Consider the following 19,334-nt stretch of genomic DNA (forward strand, 5'->3'; position numbering starts at 1 on the left):
AGTTTATTGCGAAAGAACCAGATAGGTCATATAAGCTACATAACAAAGGACTAAAACAAGACCTTCCGGACGTGTTATCGTTCGCTTTTTAAAGAATAGTCCGAACATATACAATAAGATACAGGAACCGATCAATACATAAAAATCAACAGGAGTTATTCCGCGGATCGGCAACGGACTGATCGTTGCGCTACATCCCAGTACAAAAAAGATATTAAACAGGTTAGAGCCTATCACGTTGCCGATCGCCATCTCGGGGTTCTTCTTCAATGCTGCTGTAACGGATGTAGCCAATTCGGGTAAAGAGGTTCCTCCGGCGACTAATGTCAGTCCGATCACCGACTCACTGACTCCTAAACTTCGGGCTATTCCGGAAGCTCCACTCACAAAAAGATCACCGCCAAAAACAAGTCCGGCCAGACCGCCGAGAATAAACAAAGAGGCTTTCCAGAGAGCCATCTCTTTGATCTGAGAACCACTCTCCTCCCCGCTTTGAGCAATCGCAAAGGTATATCCAAGAAATATCAGAAAAAAACAGAGTAAAACTAATCCGTCGCTCGTACTTATACTGTTTTGACTATCTCCATTGAGTAATATATCATTGGCAAAAATGAAAAGAACAATAGCTGCCAGCAAACATAAAGGGATCTCTTTACGCAACGTGCCTCTTGTTATCGGTATAGGAACAATGGCCGCCGTGCAACCCACAATCATTAAGACATTGAAGATATTACTCCCCCCAACATTCCCTATCGCCATATCAGCACTTCCTTTCAACGCAGAAGAGAGACTGACAGCTAATTCGGGAGCAGAGGTGCCGAATGCCACAATGGTCAACCCAATCACCAAATTGGATATATGAAAACGTTTTGCAACTGACGAGGCGCCATCAGTCAATATATTGGCTCCGACTAATATCAGGATTAATCCGCCAAGAAGAAAGAGAATATCTAACATAAATCAGAACGGCAAATCGTCTACCGGATCAGCAGGTCCGAAATCAGGAGTTGATGGAGCAACCGGAGCAGATGCGGGAGCGAAATTTTCAGGAGTTAAACCGTCAGCGCCACCCATAGGCATATCCGTTGCCGCACGGTCTACACGCCATGCATTGATATTGGTAAACCAACGTCCCTGATATTCCCGGCTGTCTATATCAAAAGAGATGGTTAACATTTCGCCGGGTTGAATAGCTGCCTGAGCTATACGATCGGCACCGAAAAGCTGAAAACAGACCTTTTTAGGATATTGTTCCTGCGTTTCCAAGACATACTCTTGCTTTTTCCATTCGTTGCCAGTTTTACTGACTCCTCCTTGTTCAGGCAATACAGCTATAATTTTTCCGGTAATTTCCATAGATATGTGCTTTAAAATTCGACTGCGAAGTTAAGATTTTCTCCACGAAGATATGCATAGTGAAGGATCATTTTCTAATCAAACATGAAAAATCAGAATGATTTCTCCAGGGGAACAACTGTAGTACGATTATTCTTTAGGAGCAAACGCATCAAAATCATCCCGCAGAGCAAGGAGTTTTTCTTTGATGTTTTTCAAACGATAGACAATATCCTCCTGTCGGATGGCCGTATCTTTATTATCTTTTAATTTCTGGCGGGCACCGGCCAAGGTCAACCCTCGTTCTTTGACCAGGTAATAGACCAGACGGATCGCGTCGATATCTTCCTGTTTATAAAAACGCGTTCCCTTATTTGTCTTTCGCGGACTAATGATATCAAACTCTTTCTCCCAAAAGCGTAAAGTCGATTCATTGACGTTAAACATCTGAGCCACTTCACTGATGGAGTAAAACTGTTTAAGATTTTTATCTTTTTTCAATACCATGACATCCACACTTTATTGTTAATCCATGACCTGACCATGATTTTCTGCAATCTGAAGCATTCGGTCATACTCTTCCGGGGTCAAATCCATAAAATAATAACGCGACGGATTATCATGTCTTCCTCGCACAATTACTTCATAATGTAAGTGAGGACCTGTCGACTTACCGGTATTTCCTACCTCACCGATAACCTCTCCACGAGTCACCTTCTGGCCAACGCGAGCCCTGAATTTGCTCATGTGTCCATATAATGTTTCATAACCAAATCCATGATTGATCATCACACAGTTCCCATACCCCTGTTTCCATCCGGTAAAAGTAATCACCCCGTTTCCGGTAGCATAAATCTCCGTTCCGATTTTTGCTGAGAAGTCCATTCCGGCATGGAATTTAGGCACCCGGTAAATGGGATCCATACGCATACCGTATCCCGATGCTGTACGGGTCAATCCTTTATTTGAAATCGGCTGAATGGCCGGAATACATTTACTTCTTTCCTCCTGGGTCTTCCCTAACTCGATCAGTTCTTCCAGCGAATTGGATTGTACATACAACTGTTTGCGCAACATATCCATCTTCTTGGTCGTTGAAACGACCAGGTCGGCATTGGTCAACTCCAATAAATGTTCATACCGATTGGTACCTCCGAAGCCGGATTTGCGTACAGATTCGGGAATCGACGCGGCCTGAAAAATCGCACGGTATAAATTCTCATCACGCTGCTGCACATCTTCAAGCACATCTAATGCATCGTCCAGGCGCGCTGCCAGGACACTGTATTGTGTTTGTAACAGTTTATTCTCTTTCCGTAACTGCGACTCCATGGGGGAATCAATGAAATTCATCATCACAAAAAAAGCGATGCCGCCTAAGAATACACCGGTACTCAAATGACGCAATACCGCTATAATACGTTCCTTATTAGACGGATAAACCCGCTCATAACTTAGCGAGTTCGGATTGTATAAGAAATATGTTTTTCGACTTTTGAATAGCTTCATAATGCAATTTATCGCTGAAAATAGACGCAAAAATAATAATTTACAGTACTTTTGCAAATTGTTTTTCAGAATATTAACGAGTACTATATAGCGACATTATGTTAACAGCAAAAGAAATCCGTGATTCATTCAAATCCTTTTTTGCGTCAAAAGGACATCAAATTGTGCCATCGGCACCCATGGTGATAAAAGGAGATCCAACCCTGATGTTCACCAATGCCGGAATGAACCAATTTAAAGATATTATCCTCGGGAATGTGCCCATCAAATATCCCCGGATAGCCGATTCTCAAAAATGTCTTCGGGTGAGTGGTAAACACAACGACCTGGAAGAAGTGGGTCATGACACCTATCACCACACCATGTTTGAGATGCTGGGGAACTGGTCGTTTGGCGATTATTTCAAAAAAGAGGCCATTGAATGGGCATGGGAATATCTGGTCGACGTATTGAAACTCGACCCGGATCGCCTATATGCAACCGTATTTGAAGGCAGCCCTTCGGAGAATCTCGAACGGGATAATGAAGCGGCAGCTTACTGGGAACAATACTTGCCGTTAGACCATATTCTGAACGGTAACAAAAAAGATAATTTCTGGGAAATGGGCGACACCGGACCTTGTGGACCATGTTCGGAAGTACATATCGACCTGCGTACCCCGGAAGAACGAAATCTTATTCCCGGACAGGAGTTGGTCAACAAAGATCATCCGCAGGTCATCGAAATCTGGAATCTCGTGTTTATGCAATTCAACCGGTTGAGCGACGGTTCACTAGAAGGACTTCCTGCCCGTGTAATCGATACCGGTATGGGATTTGAGCGTCTTTGTATGGCAATCCAGGGAAAAACATCCAACTATGACACGGATGTTTTCCAACCGATTATTCAGGCTCTCGCTAAAATAACCGGATCGGTCTATGGACAGGACAAACAGAAAGATATTGCGATGCGTGTTATTGCCGATCATATTCGGACGATTGCCTTTTCCATTACCGACGGGCAATTACCTTCCAATGCCAAAGCGGGTTATGTTATCCGCCGCATTTTGCGCCGGGCAGTGCGTTACGGATACACATTCCTCAATCGCCGCGAAGCGTTTATGTATACGCTGATCCCTTCATTGATCGAGACAATGGGTGATGCGTATCCCGAACTGATCGCCCAGCAAACGTTGATTGAAAAAGTGATAAAAGAGGAAGAAGAGTCTTTCCTGCGTACACTCGAAACAGGTATTCGTTTGCTCGATAAAAAAATTGAAGAGGCGAACAATGCTCAACAAACAGTGATAAGCGGAATCGATGCTTTCACATTATATGATACGTATGGTTTCCCATTAGACTTAACCGAACTGATCTTACGAGAAAAGAATAAGAGTGTTAATCTGGATGAGTTTAACACCGAAATGCAAAAACAGAAAGAGCGTGCCCGGAATGCAGCTGCAATCGAAACCGGCGACTGGATTATTCTCAAAGAAGGAGAAAGCCGGTTTGTCGGATACGATAATTTCGAATGTGAATCGGAAATTCTGCGCTACCGTAAAATCAAACAGAAAAATAAAGAATTATATCAGATCGTATTGGATCAAACCCCTTTCTATGCAGAGAAAGGAGGACAGGTAGGCGATACCGGATGGCTGTTTTCCGAGAATGAAAAAACAGAGATTATCGATACAAAAAGTGAAAATAATCTTTCCGTTCACCTTGTCACAAAGCTGCCTATGGATGTGACTGTCACGTTTACGGCTAAAGTAAATGAGAAAAAACGGCTGCAGAGTGAATGTAATCACTCGGCGACACACCTTTTACATGAAGCTTTACGTGAAATACTGGGACCACATGTCGAACAGAAAGGATCGTATGTCTCTCCGGAAGCATTACGTTTTGACTTCTCTCATTTCCAGAAAGTCAGTGAAGAAGAGATCCGTGAGGTTGAAAAACTGGTGAATCAACGCATACGTTTGAATCTGGCGTTAGAAGAACACCGGAATATGCCGATTGCAGAGGCGCAGGCCATGGGAGCAATGGCATTATTTGGTGAAAAATATGGCGAAGAGGTGCGTGTCGTTAAATATGGCAATTCCATTGAATTATGCGGAGGCACACATATCCCTGCCACAGGAATGATCGGAACGATGCGTATTGTCTCTGAAAGTTCTATTGCTGCCGGCATTCGTCGTATTGAGGCCGTAACGGCAGAGGCAGCAGAGAATTTCGCCTATTCACACCTCGACCTACTACGTGAAATCCGCCAGATGTTCAATAATATGCCTAACCTTGTGCAGTCAATTAAAAAGAGTATCGAAGAAAATGCGGAGATGAAAAAACAACTCGAAGACTACATCAAAGAGAAAGCAATCATGCTTAAAAAGAGTCTTCTTGAGAAAACCGACGAACGACAGGGCATCAAATTAGTGAAATACATCGGACAGGGCAATGTCGATATCATGAAAAATATCGCATTCCAAATAAAAGGAGAACTCCCTGGTAACTTTATGTTTGTCGCCGGAATTACCGACGAGACTAAATGTACCCTTATGGTCATGTTGGGCGAAAACCTGGTAAAAGATGGACTGGATGCCGGAAAACTGGTAAAAAATGCTGCCAAGCACATACAAGGAGGTGGAGGAGGACAGCCTCACTTTGCCACCGCCGGTGGTAAAAACATGGATGGTCTCGCAACTGCTGTTGATGAGATTATTGAAGCTGCAGGATTGAAATAATTAGACTCCCAACGACAAATGAATCAACAAAAAGTCGTTATAAGTGAAGACATACGGTCCGACCTACAGGACTTTATGTCTTCATTAACTTACAACAAAGCCTTTATACTCACCGATAGGAATACCTTGGAGAACTGTTTTCCGGTGATCAAAGAGATCCCGGCCATCCAGAATGCAACGAGTTTCACCATCGCCGCCGGAGATGAACACAAAAATGAAACACAACTCCACGCCGTATGGGACTTCCTCTCGAATAACGGGGCGTCGCGCGACTCCATCCTGATCAATCTGGGAGGAGGCATGGTCACCGATCTGGGTGGTTTTGCCGGTGCAACATTCAAACGCGGCATCCGCACGATTAATATCCCGACCACGCTCATGGCTGCTGTTGATGCTGCTGTAGGAGGAAAAACCGGTATTAACTTTAACGGACTAAAAAATGAAGTCGGAGCATTCTATCCGCCATTATCCGTTTTTATCGATTGTCACTTTCTGCAAACATTAGACCTGAATAACATCTTGTCAGGATATGCCGAAATGCTCAAACATGGACTGATCAGTTCACCGGAAATATTAATGCCCCTACTAAGCTTTGATCTGTATACCCAGTCGATACGCGAAGTTCAGTCCGAATCGATCCGTCAATTATCCAAGCTGGTGGCTCAGTCCGTCGCAGTGAAGCAACGTATCGTAGAAGCAGACCCTTTGGAAAAAAACATTCGAAAAGCATTAAACTTCGGACACACCATCGGACACGCTTTTGAAAGCCTTTCATTCGAGCTAAAAAGACCGCTATTACACGGCCATGCCGTAGCAGCCGGTATGGTCAGTGAACTTTATCTCTCACACAAACTGTGCCGCTTCCCAATGGATAAGTTAAGTCAAATCGTTTACTTCATCAAAGAGTACTATCCCGCGTTTTACTTCGACTGCAAAGCTTACGACACACTCTACGAATTCATGACGCACGATAAAAAGAACGAAGGTGGAAAAATCAACTTCTCCCTTTTATCCGATATCGGCGAAGTCCAGATCAACCAATCAGTCTCCCAATCACTCATCCTCGAATCACTCGATTTTTACAGGGAAAGTTTTGGGGTCTAAGGAAAATTTATCGTAAATTTGCACCGCATAAAAGCGGGATGTAGCTCAGCCCGGTAGAGTACGCGTCTGGGGGGCGTGTGGTCGCAGGTTCAAATCCTGTCATCCCGACGGCTAATTAACAGAGACTTACAAGAAATTGTAAGTCTTTTTTTATGCTTGCGTGACGGATTCGTGACGGTTTTTCGGTTTGTTTTTGCTTGATTTTTGACTTATCTTTGACTTGAAAAAATAACAAAGATTAACGTAGGTGAACATGATGACAACGTGGCAAAAATTAGAATTGTGCAAAATAAGATACTATTTGGATGAACATCCGGATTTATACAACTTCAATCATTTCGAAGAAACCTTAATTTCCCCACACCTTGAGAAACTCCCTTTCTTAAGCAATTATAGTCAAGTACTTTTTGATTACGGCAAACATCTATACAGCCTAAAGCAGAATATGGCAAAAGACGATGATGACCATAGTTTCATATACTGCTTTCATCTCCTAACAGAATATCGATTACTCTTGTTACCGGGGAACTTGCCTTCGGTAAAAATCCCCAACTCAAAGAATAATGCGAATAAACGAAAAGGAAAGTTCCATATCACAGACGATAATTACCGGAGAATTTTAATGACAGGCATTGAAGCTGAAATGAGAAAATATAATTTACACCACATAGCAAAACCCAGCGAACAAATAAGTCAAGAGATTGAAGATAGAGTAAATGAAGATTGGGTAAAGAAATGTATGGAAGAAATAGACAAACGTTATCCAAAATATCCTATACAAGAAAAAATACGTTTGCTTCATAATTCCTATGCATTAGAATTTCCTATTGTTGTAGAGAATTTTACGTTAGAGCACGTTGATTTTATGATTGACAGAGGATTGAAAGTGAATAAAGAACGAAATTATTTCAAAACAAGTTCAGGAAGACCATCATTCAGTTTTGAACGAGAGTGTGCAGAGACGCTATTTTCACTTCTTATTATTGACTTTGTTTTAGAAATCAAGAACAATCCGACTCAAGATAAAATGCCTCAAATGCACGATATGATAAGATATGACTTCATTTATGATTTTCTTTATTACTTCAAGATTTACACTACTGAAATTGCCCCCAATCATACAACCAGGAAATCAGACCTAATAAAATCTCTGATAGGTAAAAAACGAACAAAAACACAAGGGAAAACAAAGAATTAAACCGGTTGTTTTTTGACCTATTTAGCTTCCTGAAAATCTCATTGCCCTTTGATTCTGTTAGTATACTTTTGTCCACAGATACTCAAAATTAATGCAATATGAGACAAAGGACTTTTGAAGAAATCAAAGAAAAACCTTTGATTTATCTTACTGTAGAGGAATTTCTAAATCTACAAGAAACTTTAGGAAAAAAGAGTGATACCTCGACACAATTCCCTGAAATAATGTCAATCGACATTGCCTCACGTTTTACGGGTTATAAGAAAAGTACGCTTTACCGTAAAACATGTACAAATGCTATCCCCTTTTACCGTCAAGGGAGTCGAGTTCTATTCAAAAAAATGGAACTTGAAAAATGGTTATTATCCAACAAACAGGAAACCGTCAAGGAACATATTGAGAGATTGGAAAGCGAGTTGAACAATCGGACTAAACGCAAAATAAATGGAAAATAACAATCCGATCAACTGGCGTGAAGCTCGATTAAATATCAACGAGGAATTTTCTGAACCTCCAGTTATTCTTATGGTCGAAGATTCTATTGTCTGCACCTTAGGGAATTTTTCCGCCAGTTCCGGCAAAGACAAATCCAAAAAGACGTTTAATGTATCTGCCATGACAGCTTCTCTACTATCGGGAAAGCCAGTATTAAACTACTATCCCTTTCTACCCAACGATAGACAGAAAATTCTATATGTTGATACAGAACAAAGTCCTTTTCACTGTATAAAGGTTGCAAAACGCATCTTGAAACTTGCCGACAAAGAATTGACCGAAGTAGAAGATAGTTTTATATTCTTATCTCTACGAAGATACGCTCCAAAGGTTCGAATACAGATTATAGAACAAGCAATTGAAGACAATCCCGAGATATTCCTTGTTATTATAGACGGAATCCGTGATTTAGTACTGGATATAAACAGTCCATCAGAAGCGACCGAGATAATGGGGAAACTTCTTAAATGGACGGACGAAAAATCAATTCATATTCATACGGTCATTCACTTAAATAAAGTGGACGAAAATACTCGTGGCCATTTAGGCACAGAACTCAACAATAAAGCTGAAACTGTTATGCAAGTAACCAAATCCACAGATGATAGCAATATTAGTGTTGTCAGTCCGAAGAGTGTCCGGGATGTTGAATTTAACCCTTTCGCTTTCTGTATAAACGAAAATGCCCTACCCGAACTTACAGAAAGCCATTCTACCTCTAAACAGCCAAGCAAAGGATTTGATTACAACGAACTCTCAGAATCCGAACACAGAGAAGCTCTGGAGATGGCATTTGAGTCAATTCCACAAGTCGGTTACAATCAGCTGATAGAAGTATTACAGAAAGCATATCAGGCGGTTGCCGGAGTTGATTTTGGCGTCAACAAGACAAAAGGGTTAAAGAAATTTCTTATCAATAAAAGAATGATAATCCAAATAGGTAAAAAGTACGAATACAATAAGGATTTTCATTACTAAAAGGCGTTTAGTTTAATACCCCCTATATATATAGTAACCCATTCTAAACCGAATAACATTAGGGAAAACAAGACTTTATTCAAAACTCATTTTCCCTAATGTTTGGTTGAAGTTATTCCTTAAGAAGTGATTAGCGAGAGGGGAATGCTACAAAGTAACATTCTTGGGCTTAAATCATAGATTTACAGCAGTTTTCAAAGTTACATAATCTTTGATAATGTAACATTTGAATTACTTCTAAATTTAACAGTTTAATTATAAGAGATTTAGTCATGAAACAAAAGATAATACGAGTGTCAGAAACGTCACACTCAGACTTCAAGGATTTGGTAGCAAAGTTTTCAGAATACAATATCAGTACAGCGACCGAGGAACTTATCAAAACAGCTCTTAAACGAGGACAGATAAAATACAATGATAAAGAGAATGCTTATCAAGCCGTCAGGGAATTAGATGCGACTTTCCGAAAATGGATGCGTCAGCAAGAGAAAATGCACCTAACTAAAATATCGGAAGAACTTCTCGCCTTAGCACAAGAATTGAGAGATACTACGACTAAACAGGACTTACGAGAGCAAAGTAAGAAGATTGGCGAAGCTTTTGAAAAGACATATACGCAAACCTTAAAATCTTTAGCAACCGAGTATTCCAAAGTACTGTTAGAACTTGCAGAGTTGAAAAATCCCATCAACAAGCACTCAAAAGTTGTAGAAGAAAAGCTAACCAAGAAAATGTTCAGTTGATGTACACTAAGGTAATATGTCCCGGCATTCATGGGAGAACTTCTTTTGCCAATACTGGTTCATGCTCTGCTCTTGTCAATTATCTGAATAAAGAGAATAAAGACAAGCCTTTAATTGAAAAAGAAATGTTTTTCAATCAGGAGCGGAATAACATAACAAGCTATGAAGTGATCAAAGCGATAGACGGGAACAGAAAGGGTCTATCAAAACGAACTCCCAAGTTCCACTCATTGGTTATTGCTCCTGATAAATCAGAACTACAGCACATCAAGAACAATCCTGATGCGCTCAAAGAATATGTTCGTGATGTCATGGAGTTGTATGCACAAAACTTTAATCTGAAAGACGGTAGAAAGCTCTCTGCTGATGATTTAGTCTGGTTCGGGAAGTTAGAATATTTCCGGAAGAATAAAGATTCAAAAGAAGATATGCATGTTCATATTGTTGTTTCGGCAAGAGATAAAAGCCAAACAATAACCTTGAACCCAAATGTCAATAATAAACAGCGGTTCAATCGGGTTAATTTCTCTTTCAATAGCGAAAAAGCCTTTGACTTACGGTTTAGCTATGAGCGAAAAAAGTCTTTGCTATTTACCCATCAAACAAACCGTTATGGTTCTTTTGACGATAAAAAGAAGCTCTATTATGAGCAAAATAAATCTCACAAAGCGATTGAAAGCCATTTGAGTAGCATCGTATCAATAAATTTCGAAGTCGAAGAAGCCAATAATAAGCGAAGAAAACGGAAATTGAGTCGTTAGGTATTCCAACTTTATAGAAATATATATTTCCATATTAACGAAATATAGAAAACGACAATCCTATATTATCAAAACAAATAATATAGGATTGTCGAAATATTTATTCCTTAATTACATCCGAGAAATCAGATAGATCGTCCAAGTGAAAAGCATGGATGCTCTTAATTCTGTTTGTCAAATCAGACTCCTTTTTAAGCCACTCCATGAAGATGAATGTATTTCGGAGTCCGTCTTTCTCGCAAGCATAAAAATTGCCGGAAACACGAGTAAAGCCGTTATTGCTTAGGGCAATTTCGAGCGTTCGCACAATTGACTGTATATTTTCTGTCTCTTCAAAAGTGATATAAATTCCGTGCATAATTTCACAAAATATAAAAATACATATTTTGATAATATTGAAACATCTATTTCTCTTCTTTTGCTTCGAGAAGTATAGGAATAAGGGTAAACATTTCTCCACTTCTCCTGCGGATAATTACTTTTTCTCCTTTGTTTATCTCCTTTAGGTAGTAATTCGTTTTCCTGAAGAAATCTGTTGATGTAATTGTTTTCATATTGGTCAGATTATTTTTCTTTTATCATTTTGTAGCATTGAGTACCATCAGAAGACAAGATAAATACAGCCCCCATTTCTTGTCGGACTGGTTGTCCAAGCTTTGGATTTTGGAATGAAAAGTAAGTATCTACTTTCTTGGCTAAAATATCTGTACCTGTGCGATTGTCATATCTATGAATATAGTCAGCAGTCCAGTTATTTGCTTTCTGTAGTTCCTCTTTTGCTTTTTCCAAATCTTTCTGATAAGTAGAAGTTAAAACTCCAGCAAAAATATCATTTTTTTTCTTTTGTTGTTTTTCGATAGCGTTCTCCCAGTGGGTAACAGAGCGTTGTGCCGATTCGATTTTCTTTTGCTTTTCAACCTGATACTGTTCTTGAAGAATCGTTATACTGTCGGCAACGGTAATATCTGACAACTCAAATTTAGTGAACTCAATCTTGAAATCAGTCTTGATGCCATTTTCTGTTTGCAAGTAATCTAAAACAGCATTTTTATAGACATTGTCTGTTCCAGTGCAAGAAGTCGCAAATAATATAAGAGCGATGGATAGTAGGATTTGTTTCATGATACAGTAATATTTAGTTTTGAATAATTGTCAAAATCGAATAGATCTACTGGAATACAGCTAACTCCACTATCTTTGCCTAATGCAATGCCAATAAGTACTTGAAATTGTTCGAACAAGACTCTCCTTTCAAACCCGGAAGGCTCTATTTCTTTCCCTAATATTTTGTAATAGGTTTTGAAAGCGAGATAAAAGAAGTAGTGGGAACTGATGCTTATACAATCATCAGTATCTTCTGGTACGTACCAGTATTCCAAAAGACATTTTGGGATTTCGCTTGTCTTTGCATTGATATTGCTGGATATGAATTCAATGCTTTCCTGATGGATAGAATTTGTTTTTGCCATGATTCTCTGTTTTTACTTGAGTTCCACGACAAAAAAAGAAGACGTGGAAACTACAAATCTTATTCTACCCGAGGCTCTGGTAAGCCCATAGTGAAAAATAAGCAGTAGCTCCACGCCTATACGACATGGAGCATTCTCGCTTATCATCCTTTCACTATTGAAATTTACCAGATTCCGGGTAAGGATAATACCGTGAATACTAATCCAATATGTTTAACGAATAAATCCGTCTGTTTTCTGTCGTAAAGATACGAATTCTTACTTAAATTCGCAATTTGGCAATAACAAAAACGTTAAAAATTCACTTAAAAGTAAACTTATTGCAAGGAAAAATTGTTAGATTCAAAAAACTTCTTTATCTTTGCGAGAAAAATTCACTTAAAAGTAAAGTTGTGGAGTGTGAACTTGAACTGTATTTAGAAAATGAAAATGTAAATATTTATTCGATCAGAACGAATGGAGAAAAACTTGAGATAGAAAAGTTTTTAGAAAAATTTCCTCCTGGTTCAAAATATGAGAAAGATATAAATATAATATTAGCTGCTATAAAAAAAATTATATCTAACGGAGCATTAGAACGTTACTTTAGACCGGAAGGGGCATATGGTGACGGTATTGGAGCCATACCTATAGAAGGGAATCGATTGAGGCTTTACTGTATTCGCGTCTCCAATTCTATCTTAGTCATTGGAAATGGAGATGTTAAGCAAGTGAAAAAATGGCAAGAGTGTCCTATATTATCTCAATATGTTGAACAATTAAAGAAACTTCAAGAAAAGCTCAACCAATCCTTAAAAGATCGCACTACAACAATTATGAATAAAAATATAAATGGACGTCTAAAATTTAATATAAAATGAACGGAAAAGGAAATTTGCTCGAAGATAGATTAAAGGAAATACCAAAAGATATAGAGGAATTTGTTTCGCTGTCATTTGATATTTCTGATAGAATTCGAGATGTTTTAGAAGAAAATAACATATCTCAAAAACGGCTAGCTCAACTTTTAGGAAAAAGAGAGTCAGAGGTTAGCAAGTGGCTAAAAGGAACTCATAATTTTACAATAGAAACTATTGCAAAAATAAGTGTTGTTCTTGATACTAAGATTTTTTATGTGCCAACAAAAACAAAATCTTTAGTAGAAATAAAACAGGCTATTAAAGATTTTGAGTATTTATATAATAAATCATCTAAGGAAAATTTTTTTAACATTAAGCTACAGACTCTTCCTGAAAAATCAATATACAAAAACGAAGATCATATAGGGCTTGTTGACTCCGAAAAGAAAATAGCTATAAAAAAAGTAGACAGTACAACTATCTATAAATTAGCTTGTACAGCAAATTTTGAGAGTTCAAAAGAAAGTCCTGCTATCAATATTGTATTTTAGTAATATTTTGAAATATGAAAAATAAAAAATCTGATTTTAAAGAAATTAGTATTAGCTTAAAGAAAATACAGGATTGTAAGTTTTATTACAATTTAGACTTTAAGTGCAATCAGGAAAGTTTGAAAGAAGATAAATTACCATACAACGTAATCGTCAAATACTTTTTTTCATATGAATTAGAAGAAGATTTGTTTTACATAAACATTTCTATTATTTATGAAGAAAAAAACAATCAAATATTAGAGGCGGAAAACCGTTTTACATTTCACATTAAGGAACTAAAAAGGCTTATCAAAGTACAAAGTAGCACATCATTTGCATTAGAAGTAGACTTTTTACCAACCTTAATTAATGTAGCAATAGGAACAATGCGTGGAATTATCTTTTCAAGAACAGGGTCTAGTTCTCTTTCAGAATACCCATTACCTATGATTTCAATGACTGAATTAACCCAAACGACAGATCAATAAAAAAATCAAGTATGGATAAGGCGCAAAGAAAGGCTATTTTAAATCAGGCTTTTTCCCCGACACAGCCAATTCAAGAAAAAGATTTCTTTTTCGGGAGAATGAATCAACTCATGAAAGTTATTGATGCTATAAATGAGAAAGGGCAACATGCAATTTTATATGGTGAGCGAGGAGTGGGAAAAACTTCCTTAGCAAATATAATGTATAAATCTTACACTAATATTTATCCGGTAAAAATCACATGTGATAGAAGACATACATTCCGTTCTCTTTGGGAAGATGCATTTGATAAGATACAGTACTCTCAAACAACAAATGGCATAGGATTTAATGCGCAGAATAAGAGCAAAATGGTATCAATGAAAAGTCTAATATCATCATATACAGACTTGAAAACGAATCAAATTGTTGACATTCTGAATAATCTTGGAAATGATTACAAATTAATGTTTATATTTGATGAGTTCGATAATATAGATGATTTAAATACTAAATATTTTTTTGCAGACCTGTTAAAATCTCTATCTGACAATAATATTAACACAACGGTTATATTAGTGGGGATAGCAGAAAGCGTAGAAGATCTAATAGGGAGCCACCAATCACTGGAACGATGCCTAAAGCAGGTAAAGATGCCGCGAATGAAAAAAGAAGAGTGTGAGGAGATAATAGTCAATGGTTTAAAACTTCTCGATATAAAAATAGATAAGATTATTCAAGAAAAAATAATAGAATTTTCTTCAGGATTTCCACATTATATTCACTTGTTATGCAAATATGGGTGCTTAGAATTAATAGAAAATGATAAAACTTATTTTTCCGAACCATATTTAAATATTGCCATAAATAAAGGTATTGAAAATACATCTGAACAATTGCGAATAACTTTTAGGGCAGCTATTTTATCATCAAGCAACAATGGTAAATGGAAGAATATTTTATATGCTTGTGCTAATTCCGAGCTAGATGAGTTCAATTCATTCACAACCAGTGACATTGTTAAAGAATATAATAAAATCACACAAAAAGCATCTAACAACTCAAATCTGCATTATTGTATCAATGAACTCACAAAAAAGAATCGAGCAGAAATATTGACAAAATTGGGCAAGGGGCGAAGTTCTCGTTATACATTTAAAAATCCTATGATGAGAGCGTTTATTAAACTTAAAATGAATGCGAAATAAAATTATGACTCTATAACACCCTCACCACTTCATCTATAACCCTATTCCCAAAACTATCCAAATATACTTCGGTCGTTTTCACATCTCCATGCCCGAGAACTTGCGATATTTTGTCTGTGGAAACATTACTATTTCTCAGGCGCATGGCTACAGAATGTCGGGAAACATAGGTGGTTAAATTGAGTTCAATGCCAAGATCTTTACCTAATCTCTTTAATGCATCGTTGTATCGTCCTCGCCTATTCTTAATATGACTATATAGTTTTGAATGGCTATAATCTTTCGTAACACAGGGAGTAAGGTAATCTGCGGTTAAAAGAGTATTGTGCTTGAACCAGTCTATAAGGACTTCCAGTTCCGGTGTTATTTTTACGTACAACGGTTTAGTCGAGTTATTATTCCGTAGTTTGTAGCGTTTGTAGACGAGGTATTTATCATTGTCGATGACATAGATGTTTTTGGTGGATAATAATGCCATATCGATGTAGCTAATCCCATGACAATAATAAGAGAATAGAAATAGTCTGCGAGCAATTTCTAATCGAACGTTCTCACAGGAAGTCGTTTTGATTGTTTCAATATAATTGTCAGATAAATAACGCTTTGCTGTAGTCTCAGTTAGTTTATTTACTTCAAATTTGCTTCTCCCACCATAAGGATAGAAGCGTTCGTCAGCATCGCCCTCGCTAATAGCTTTGTTGTAGGCTGCTCGTAAAGCTTTATGATAATACTTCCGGGTATTTCCGCAACATCCCTCTCGCTGTACTATTCGGCCTCCTTTTTTGTATTTAGAGATTCTTGGTTTTTGTAAAAATACATCGAAAGCCCTCACGTATTTGAGATTAATTTCACTAAAAATTCGCTTATTAAACTCAGAATCGAATATACAGAGCATCTCTAAAGTTCGTTGATAACATTCCGCATTCCCGTCATGACCGGTTGCTTTCAGGTCTGAAACTAGCTTAGTGAAGAACTCACTTACATTGGATTGATAGGTTTTATGTAGAAATGTATCCTCAAACTGGGTAAGTGTCCAGTCTATTTTTTGGCGATCAAACTCTTCAACAATATCATGTGCCTGAACTTCTTTTCGATTCAGATATTCGTTATTTTGTGTTCTATCGGGATGTAGATCTTTACCTCTCCCGGTTTTATATCTTTGCAAATCTTCATCCCATTGATGGGGATGAGCGTATAGATTCAAAGCAATCACTTTTCGTTCGTTATTTTTGCGAATCACTAATTTTATAGGGCATCCCTTTTGCGATGAATTTCCTGCGTAAAGACTAAATTTAAAACTTGCCATATCTTATACTTTGTATCGTTTTTGCGTGACGGATTCGTGACGGAATTTATACAAAGGTATAAAAATGAAGTCCAATCTTGCAATAGCAAAGATTTCGTATTCAACAGAATATCAAACAAATGCAAATAAAATCAAAGACTTTTTTTGATTCTGGGGGGCGTGTGGTCGCAGGTTCAAATCCTGTCATCCCGACGGCTAATTAACAGCCATTTACGATAAAAAGTAGATGGCTGTTTTCTTTTTTACTGACGGATTACTGACGAAATGGATGTAAAAGGATAGAAAGAAAAGAAAGGGGTCAACGGATAAACCCAATTGGGGTGGAGTTTTCAAGAATGCAATTTAGTATCTTTGCTCCAATGAAAGAACTAATGGAACATATAAATATAATTGAAGTTGGGAAAAACCTAATATGTAGACTTTTCTTTTGGTGCAACATACTTTTCATGTTCTCTTTATTTTTCTTTGTAAGAAGTCCTGACGTTCATATATTAGCATATAAAAAGAAAGGGACGAACAGGTTCGCATCTGTGGCAATTACATTTTTAAGTCTATGCTACTTAGTTATTTATATGACATTTGGTGCTATTCATCTACAATTTTACGTAAAGACTTATTGGGAGTCTATTATATTAATGTTTTTCGCATTCACAGTAACTCTTTTTGCCCAACCACCATACTACAAAAACAAAAAAAATACGTATTTAATAATATTCATGCCCCTTGTTTGGGGAGTATTAATGTTTTTGGATTTGTTTGAAATAATATAGACTCCATCCCTACTTATGGGGCGACATTTTTTCAATTTCTGCTAACAGATTGTTGTGTTTATTACGAATATCATTGAGAATTAAACGAAACTCTTTAATATCATCGTCTGTAATTAAAGAGCAAAAATCTAGAGTTTCATCAACTTCATTAATCAACAGTTCAGCACTGGGCTTGTTTTCAAGTATTATATTAAAGTCTTCTTTTGGAAAGAAATTAGACGGAATAGGATCGTAGTCGTACTTCTCTCTTAAATGCTTCATTTTAAACCCGAAATCACGAATGATTTTAGGCATAGACTTCCATGTTTTGCTATGACTTGCTTTATCATGGGAAATATTCATATTTATCAATCTCGCCAAATGATAATATGAATAATATAGTCTTGAAATAACTTGCCCATGATATATATTAGATTGCGAGATCAATAAAAGACACATTTCTATCAGAGTTTTTGATTTCATCAATAAATTCAGATGATTCACCGAAGAAATCGTATCAATCTGCGCACATGAGGTTGTAAGAAATAACAAGAAAAGGAAAAATATTACTTTTATGGTAGTATATCTCATAAGCTATTATTTAGGGTTAGTCACTAGGCAGGTGTTTTGAGTTGAAGAGACTGTAATTATTGATTTTATATTAGTCAGTTATTGCTTCATACAAAACAGAAAGATTGTCTTTTTTTAATAGCAACTCCATTCCGGGAGATGCATCCATTAAGTATTTCCCATTATCATCAGAGAAAATTATCAAATAATCAACAAAACTTAAAGCCTCTTTGTGTTTTTCAAATTCATCTCGCCCCATTGTCATTATAGCTGTAGCTATACCATCAGCAATAAGACATTCTTTGTAGACAACGGTGGCGCTCAATATATCTTGATCTGCGGGATAACCGGTCTTTGGATTTATTGTATGTGCATATTTCTTTCCATCCTTAATATAATAATTAAGATAATCCCCAGAAGTAGCAACAGCTAACCTTTGGTCTGTCTGAAGTAATTTGAACAATGATAGGTTATTAATATTATCATCGGGTTTTCTTATCCCTAATGACCACTTTTCGTTTTTAGGGTTTTTGCCTTTTACTAAAATTTCTCCCCCTACATAAATCATATAATTCATTACACCAATTTCATCAAAAAAATCACCTATCATATCACAAACGCACCCATCACCAACACCGGAAAAGCTGACAAGAACTCTAGGATCAGACTTTATCAACTCATTATTTACAAGGCTAATTTTTTTATAACCCACAAATTCAAGTATACTATCTACGTCAATAGCAATTTCTTTTGTTCTTATTTCTGGATTATTTTTAAATCCAAATCCCCAATGATTTAGTATAGGAGCACATGTGATATCAAAATATCCTTCTGTTATATCCGAGATATACAATGACTTATTTAATGTGTTAATAAAAATAGAATCTAATTCCACTTTCTTATTGTTATTTACGTGCGAAATAACTGACGTAGAGTCAAATGGATTCAGGGATTTATAATATCTTTTAAAGATATCCTTTATTTCGGTATCTAAAGGTTTATTATATTCATAATTTATTTTATAGAAAGTATGATTGGAGCCTAATGATTCGTAGTATTTCACCTCCTTAGTACAAGATAAGGCCACAAGAAAACATAAGAATGCTAAAAACTTTTTCATCTACCCGTTTTGTTAAGTAATTACTCCCGGCAAAGGTAATAAGGAATTATAACAAATAGACATGATTACATACCCAAACCTTTGTTTCTACCTATTTGAGGTTTCTGTTTAGGCTTAATTCCTAACATTTCCCTAAACTCATCGTACTTCTGCCTGAACCATTGGGCAAGACTGATTCCATTAAGTAGTAACCGAAAGCTGCTCGGCGCTCCTGTACCTTTATCAAACCG

General features: G+C 37.2%; 22 protein-coding genes and 1 tRNA gene. 12 read left to right on the forward strand and 11 right to left on the reverse strand.

Going from position 1 to position 19,334, the window contains the following annotated elements:
• Positions 1 to 3: 3 nt before the first annotated feature.
• The 4 genes from M2135_RS04850 to M2135_RS04865 all read right to left on the reverse strand — a co-directional run bounded on the left by M2135_RS04850 (position 4) and on the right by M2135_RS04865 (position 2,844).
• Positions 4 to 957 (reverse strand): calcium/sodium antiporter, encoded by a 954-nt coding sequence (locus M2135_RS04850; RefSeq protein ID WP_280747467.1) that lies wholly within the window; start codon positions 955 to 957, stop codon positions 4 to 6.
• A 3-nt stretch (positions 958 to 960) separates the two neighbouring features.
• Positions 961 to 1,356, reverse strand: coding sequence for a DUF3127 domain-containing protein (locus tag M2135_RS04855; protein ID WP_280747468.1), 396 nt, complete (start codon positions 1,354 to 1,356; stop codon positions 961 to 963).
• A gap of 129 nt (positions 1,357 to 1,485) precedes the next feature.
• The gene (locus M2135_RS04860; protein ID WP_280747469.1) at positions 1,486 to 1,842 is read right to left on the reverse strand and encodes a MerR family transcriptional regulator; all 357 of its coding nucleotides are present in this window, start codon (positions 1,840 to 1,842) and stop codon (positions 1,486 to 1,488) included.
• Positions 1,843 to 1,860: 18 nt separating this feature from the next.
• Positions 1,861 to 2,844: a M23 family metallopeptidase gene (locus M2135_RS04865; RefSeq protein ID WP_280747470.1), complete on the reverse strand. Its 984-nt coding sequence runs from the start codon at positions 2,842 to 2,844 to the stop codon at positions 1,861 to 1,863.
• Positions 2,845 to 2,942: 98 nt separating this feature from the next.
• Here M2135_RS04865 and alaS point away from each other — a divergent pair, with 98 nt between their 5' ends.
• The 8 genes from alaS (at position 2,943) to M2135_RS04905 (ending at position 10,843) form a co-directional block, all read left to right on the forward strand.
• A complete protein-coding gene (alaS, locus tag M2135_RS04870) occupies positions 2,943 to 5,564 on the forward strand; it encodes an alanine--tRNA ligase (RefSeq protein ID WP_280747471.1) in 2,622 nt (873 codons plus the stop codon).
• 18 nt (positions 5,565 to 5,582) lie between these two features.
• Entirely contained in the window at positions 5,583 to 6,668 is a 1,086-nt protein-coding gene (gene aroB / locus M2135_RS04875; RefSeq protein ID WP_280747472.1) for a 3-dehydroquinate synthase, read from the forward strand.
• A gap of 34 nt (positions 6,669 to 6,702) precedes the next feature.
• Positions 6,703 to 6,776: transfer RNA gene (locus tag M2135_RS04880), tRNA-Pro, on the forward strand.
• Positions 6,777 to 6,921: 145 nt separating this feature from the next.
• Positions 6,922 to 7,866 carry a hypothetical protein gene (locus tag M2135_RS04885; RefSeq protein ID WP_280747473.1) on the forward strand — a complete coding sequence of 315 codons (945 nt, stop codon included), beginning with the start codon at positions 6,922 to 6,924 and terminating at the stop codon, positions 7,864 to 7,866.
• Between the two features lie 98 nt (positions 7,867 to 7,964).
• On the forward strand, positions 7,965 to 8,321 hold the full coding sequence (locus M2135_RS04890; protein WP_280747474.1) for a helix-turn-helix domain-containing protein: 357 nt from the start codon (positions 7,965 to 7,967) through the stop codon (positions 8,319 to 8,321).
• On the forward strand, positions 8,311 to 9,339 hold the full coding sequence (locus tag M2135_RS04895) for an AAA family ATPase (RefSeq protein ID WP_280747475.1): 1,029 nt from the start codon (positions 8,311 to 8,313) through the stop codon (positions 9,337 to 9,339). The genes M2135_RS04890 and M2135_RS04895 overlap by 11 nt, the downstream gene beginning before the upstream one ends.
• Before the next feature lie 272 nt (positions 9,340 to 9,611).
• Positions 9,612 to 10,082, forward strand: coding sequence for a hypothetical protein (locus M2135_RS04900; RefSeq protein ID WP_280747476.1), 471 nt, complete (start codon positions 9,612 to 9,614; stop codon positions 10,080 to 10,082).
• Entirely contained in the window at positions 10,082 to 10,843 is a 762-nt protein-coding gene (locus tag M2135_RS04905) for a DUF5712 family protein (protein WP_280747477.1), read from the forward strand. The genes M2135_RS04900 and M2135_RS04905 overlap by 1 nt, the downstream gene beginning before the upstream one ends.
• A gap of 100 nt (positions 10,844 to 10,943) precedes the next feature.
• On the opposite strand, the gene M2135_RS04910 is transcribed toward M2135_RS04905, so the two are convergent.
• Genes M2135_RS04910 through M2135_RS04925 form a run of 4 tightly spaced genes read right to left on the reverse strand, consistent with a single transcriptional unit; the run spans position 10,944 to position 12,312 of the window.
• A complete protein-coding gene (locus M2135_RS04910) occupies positions 10,944 to 11,201 on the reverse strand; it encodes a hypothetical protein (protein WP_280747478.1) in 258 nt (85 codons plus the stop codon).
• A gap of 46 nt (positions 11,202 to 11,247) precedes the next feature.
• Positions 11,248 to 11,397 (reverse strand): hypothetical protein, encoded by a 150-nt coding sequence (locus tag M2135_RS04915; protein WP_280747479.1) that lies wholly within the window; start codon positions 11,395 to 11,397, stop codon positions 11,248 to 11,250.
• Positions 11,398 to 11,407: 10 nt separating this feature from the next.
• Positions 11,408 to 11,965, reverse strand: coding sequence for a hypothetical protein (locus tag M2135_RS04920; RefSeq protein WP_280747480.1), 558 nt, complete (start codon positions 11,963 to 11,965; stop codon positions 11,408 to 11,410).
• Positions 11,962 to 12,312, reverse strand: coding sequence for a hypothetical protein (locus M2135_RS04925; RefSeq protein ID WP_280747481.1), 351 nt, complete (start codon positions 12,310 to 12,312; stop codon positions 11,962 to 11,964). The genes M2135_RS04920 and M2135_RS04925 overlap by 4 nt, the downstream gene beginning before the upstream one ends.
• 275 nt (positions 12,313 to 12,587) lie before the next feature.
• On the opposite strand from M2135_RS04925, the gene M2135_RS04930 reads away from it, so the two are divergent.
• From M2135_RS04930 to M2135_RS04945, 4 genes are read left to right on the forward strand one after another with little or no spacing between them, the layout of a single operon-like run.
• Positions 12,588 to 13,172, forward strand: a complete 585-nt coding sequence (locus M2135_RS04930) for a hypothetical protein (RefSeq protein ID WP_280747482.1) — start codon at positions 12,588 to 12,590, stop codon at positions 13,170 to 13,172.
• On the forward strand, positions 13,169 to 13,702 hold the full coding sequence (locus tag M2135_RS04935) for a helix-turn-helix domain-containing protein (protein WP_280747483.1): 534 nt from the start codon (positions 13,169 to 13,171) through the stop codon (positions 13,700 to 13,702). Before M2135_RS04930 ends, M2135_RS04935 begins: the two co-directional genes overlap by 4 nt.
• Before the next feature lie 14 nt (positions 13,703 to 13,716).
• On the forward strand, positions 13,717 to 14,172 hold the full coding sequence (locus M2135_RS04940; protein WP_280747484.1) for a hypothetical protein: 456 nt from the start codon (positions 13,717 to 13,719) through the stop codon (positions 14,170 to 14,172).
• 11 nt (positions 14,173 to 14,183) lie between these two features.
• A complete protein-coding gene (locus tag M2135_RS04945) occupies positions 14,184 to 15,359 on the forward strand; it encodes an AAA family ATPase (protein WP_280747485.1) in 1,176 nt (391 codons plus the stop codon).
• 10 nt (positions 15,360 to 15,369) lie between these two features.
• Here M2135_RS04945 and M2135_RS04950 read toward each other — a convergent pair whose 3' ends face one another.
• The 3 genes from M2135_RS04950 to M2135_RS04960 all read right to left on the reverse strand — a co-directional run bounded on the left by M2135_RS04950 (position 15,370) and on the right by M2135_RS04960 (position 19,104).
• The gene (locus tag M2135_RS04950; RefSeq protein ID WP_280747486.1) at positions 15,370 to 16,665 is read right to left on the reverse strand and encodes a phage integrase SAM-like domain-containing protein; all 1,296 of its coding nucleotides are present in this window, start codon (positions 16,663 to 16,665) and stop codon (positions 15,370 to 15,372) included.
• Positions 16,666 to 17,444: 779 nt separating this feature from the next.
• Positions 17,445 to 17,729 carry a hypothetical protein gene (locus M2135_RS04955; RefSeq protein ID WP_280747487.1) on the reverse strand — a complete coding sequence of 95 codons (285 nt, stop codon included), beginning with the start codon at positions 17,727 to 17,729 and terminating at the stop codon, positions 17,445 to 17,447.
• A 346-nt stretch (positions 17,730 to 18,075) separates the two neighbouring features.
• Positions 18,076 to 19,104: an FAD:protein FMN transferase gene (locus tag M2135_RS04960; protein ID WP_280747488.1), complete on the reverse strand. Its 1,029-nt coding sequence runs from the start codon at positions 19,102 to 19,104 to the stop codon at positions 18,076 to 18,078.
• Positions 19,105 to 19,334 lie beyond the last annotated feature (230 nt).

The organism is Parabacteroides sp. PF5-9 (assembly GCF_029893105.1).
Lineage (GTDB): Bacteria > Bacteroidota > Bacteroidia > Bacteroidales > Tannerellaceae > JARXWG01.

What these genes read in the sequence shown, in the direction of transcription:
- M2135_RS04955 (WP_280747487.1), bottom strand. Translation starts at nt 17,729, where the DNA reads ATGCCTAAAATCATTCGTGATTTCGGGTTTAAAATGAAGCATTTAAGA.
- M2135_RS04935 (WP_280747483.1), top strand. Translation starts at nt 13,169, where the DNA reads ATGAACGGAAAAGGAAATTTGCTCGAAGATAGATTAAAGGAAATACCA.
- M2135_RS04890 (WP_280747474.1), top strand. Translation starts at nt 7,965, where the DNA reads ATGAGACAAAGGACTTTTGAAGAAATCAAAGAAAAACCTTTGATTTAT.
- M2135_RS04925 (WP_280747481.1), bottom strand. Translation starts at nt 12,312, where the DNA reads ATGGCAAAAACAAATTCTATCCATCAGGAAAGCATTGAATTCATATCC.
- M2135_RS04850 (WP_280747467.1), bottom strand. Translation starts at nt 957, where the DNA reads ATGTTAGATATTCTCTTTCTTCTTGGCGGATTAATCCTGATATTAGTC.
- M2135_RS04900 (WP_280747476.1), top strand. Translation starts at nt 9,612, where the DNA reads ATGAAACAAAAGATAATACGAGTGTCAGAAACGTCACACTCAGACTTC.
- M2135_RS04960 (WP_280747488.1), bottom strand. Translation starts at nt 19,104, where the DNA reads ATGAAAAAGTTTTTAGCATTCTTATGTTTTCTTGTGGCCTTATCTTGT.
- aroB (WP_280747472.1), top strand. Translation starts at nt 5,583, where the DNA reads ATGAATCAACAAAAAGTCGTTATAAGTGAAGACATACGGTCCGACCTA.
- M2135_RS04920 (WP_280747480.1), bottom strand. Translation starts at nt 11,965, where the DNA reads ATGAAACAAATCCTACTATCCATCGCTCTTATATTATTTGCGACTTCT.
- M2135_RS04865 (WP_280747470.1), bottom strand. Translation starts at nt 2,844, where the DNA reads ATGAAGCTATTCAAAAGTCGAAAAACATATTTCTTATACAATCCGAAC.
- M2135_RS04910 (WP_280747478.1), bottom strand. Translation starts at nt 11,201, where the DNA reads ATGCACGGAATTTATATCACTTTTGAAGAGACAGAAAATATACAGTCA.
- M2135_RS04895 (WP_280747475.1), top strand. Translation starts at nt 8,311, where the DNA reads ATGGAAAATAACAATCCGATCAACTGGCGTGAAGCTCGATTAAATATC.
- M2135_RS04905 (WP_280747477.1), top strand. Translation starts at nt 10,082, where the DNA reads ATGTACACTAAGGTAATATGTCCCGGCATTCATGGGAGAACTTCTTTT.
- M2135_RS04945 (WP_280747485.1), top strand. Translation starts at nt 14,184, where the DNA reads ATGGATAAGGCGCAAAGAAAGGCTATTTTAAATCAGGCTTTTTCCCCG.
- M2135_RS04915 (WP_280747479.1), bottom strand. Translation starts at nt 11,397, where the DNA reads ATGAAAACAATTACATCAACAGATTTCTTCAGGAAAACGAATTACTAC.
- M2135_RS04950 (WP_280747486.1), bottom strand. Translation starts at nt 16,665, where the DNA reads ATGGCAAGTTTTAAATTTAGTCTTTACGCAGGAAATTCATCGCAAAAG.
- alaS (WP_280747471.1), top strand. Translation starts at nt 2,943, where the DNA reads ATGTTAACAGCAAAAGAAATCCGTGATTCATTCAAATCCTTTTTTGCG.
- M2135_RS04855 (WP_280747468.1), bottom strand. Translation starts at nt 1,356, where the DNA reads ATGGAAATTACCGGAAAAATTATAGCTGTATTGCCTGAACAAGGAGGA.
- M2135_RS04860 (WP_280747469.1), bottom strand. Translation starts at nt 1,842, where the DNA reads ATGGTATTGAAAAAAGATAAAAATCTTAAACAGTTTTACTCCATCAGT.
- M2135_RS04940 (WP_280747484.1), top strand. Translation starts at nt 13,717, where the DNA reads ATGAAAAATAAAAAATCTGATTTTAAAGAAATTAGTATTAGCTTAAAG.
- M2135_RS04885 (WP_280747473.1), top strand. Translation starts at nt 6,922, where the DNA reads ATGATGACAACGTGGCAAAAATTAGAATTGTGCAAAATAAGATACTAT.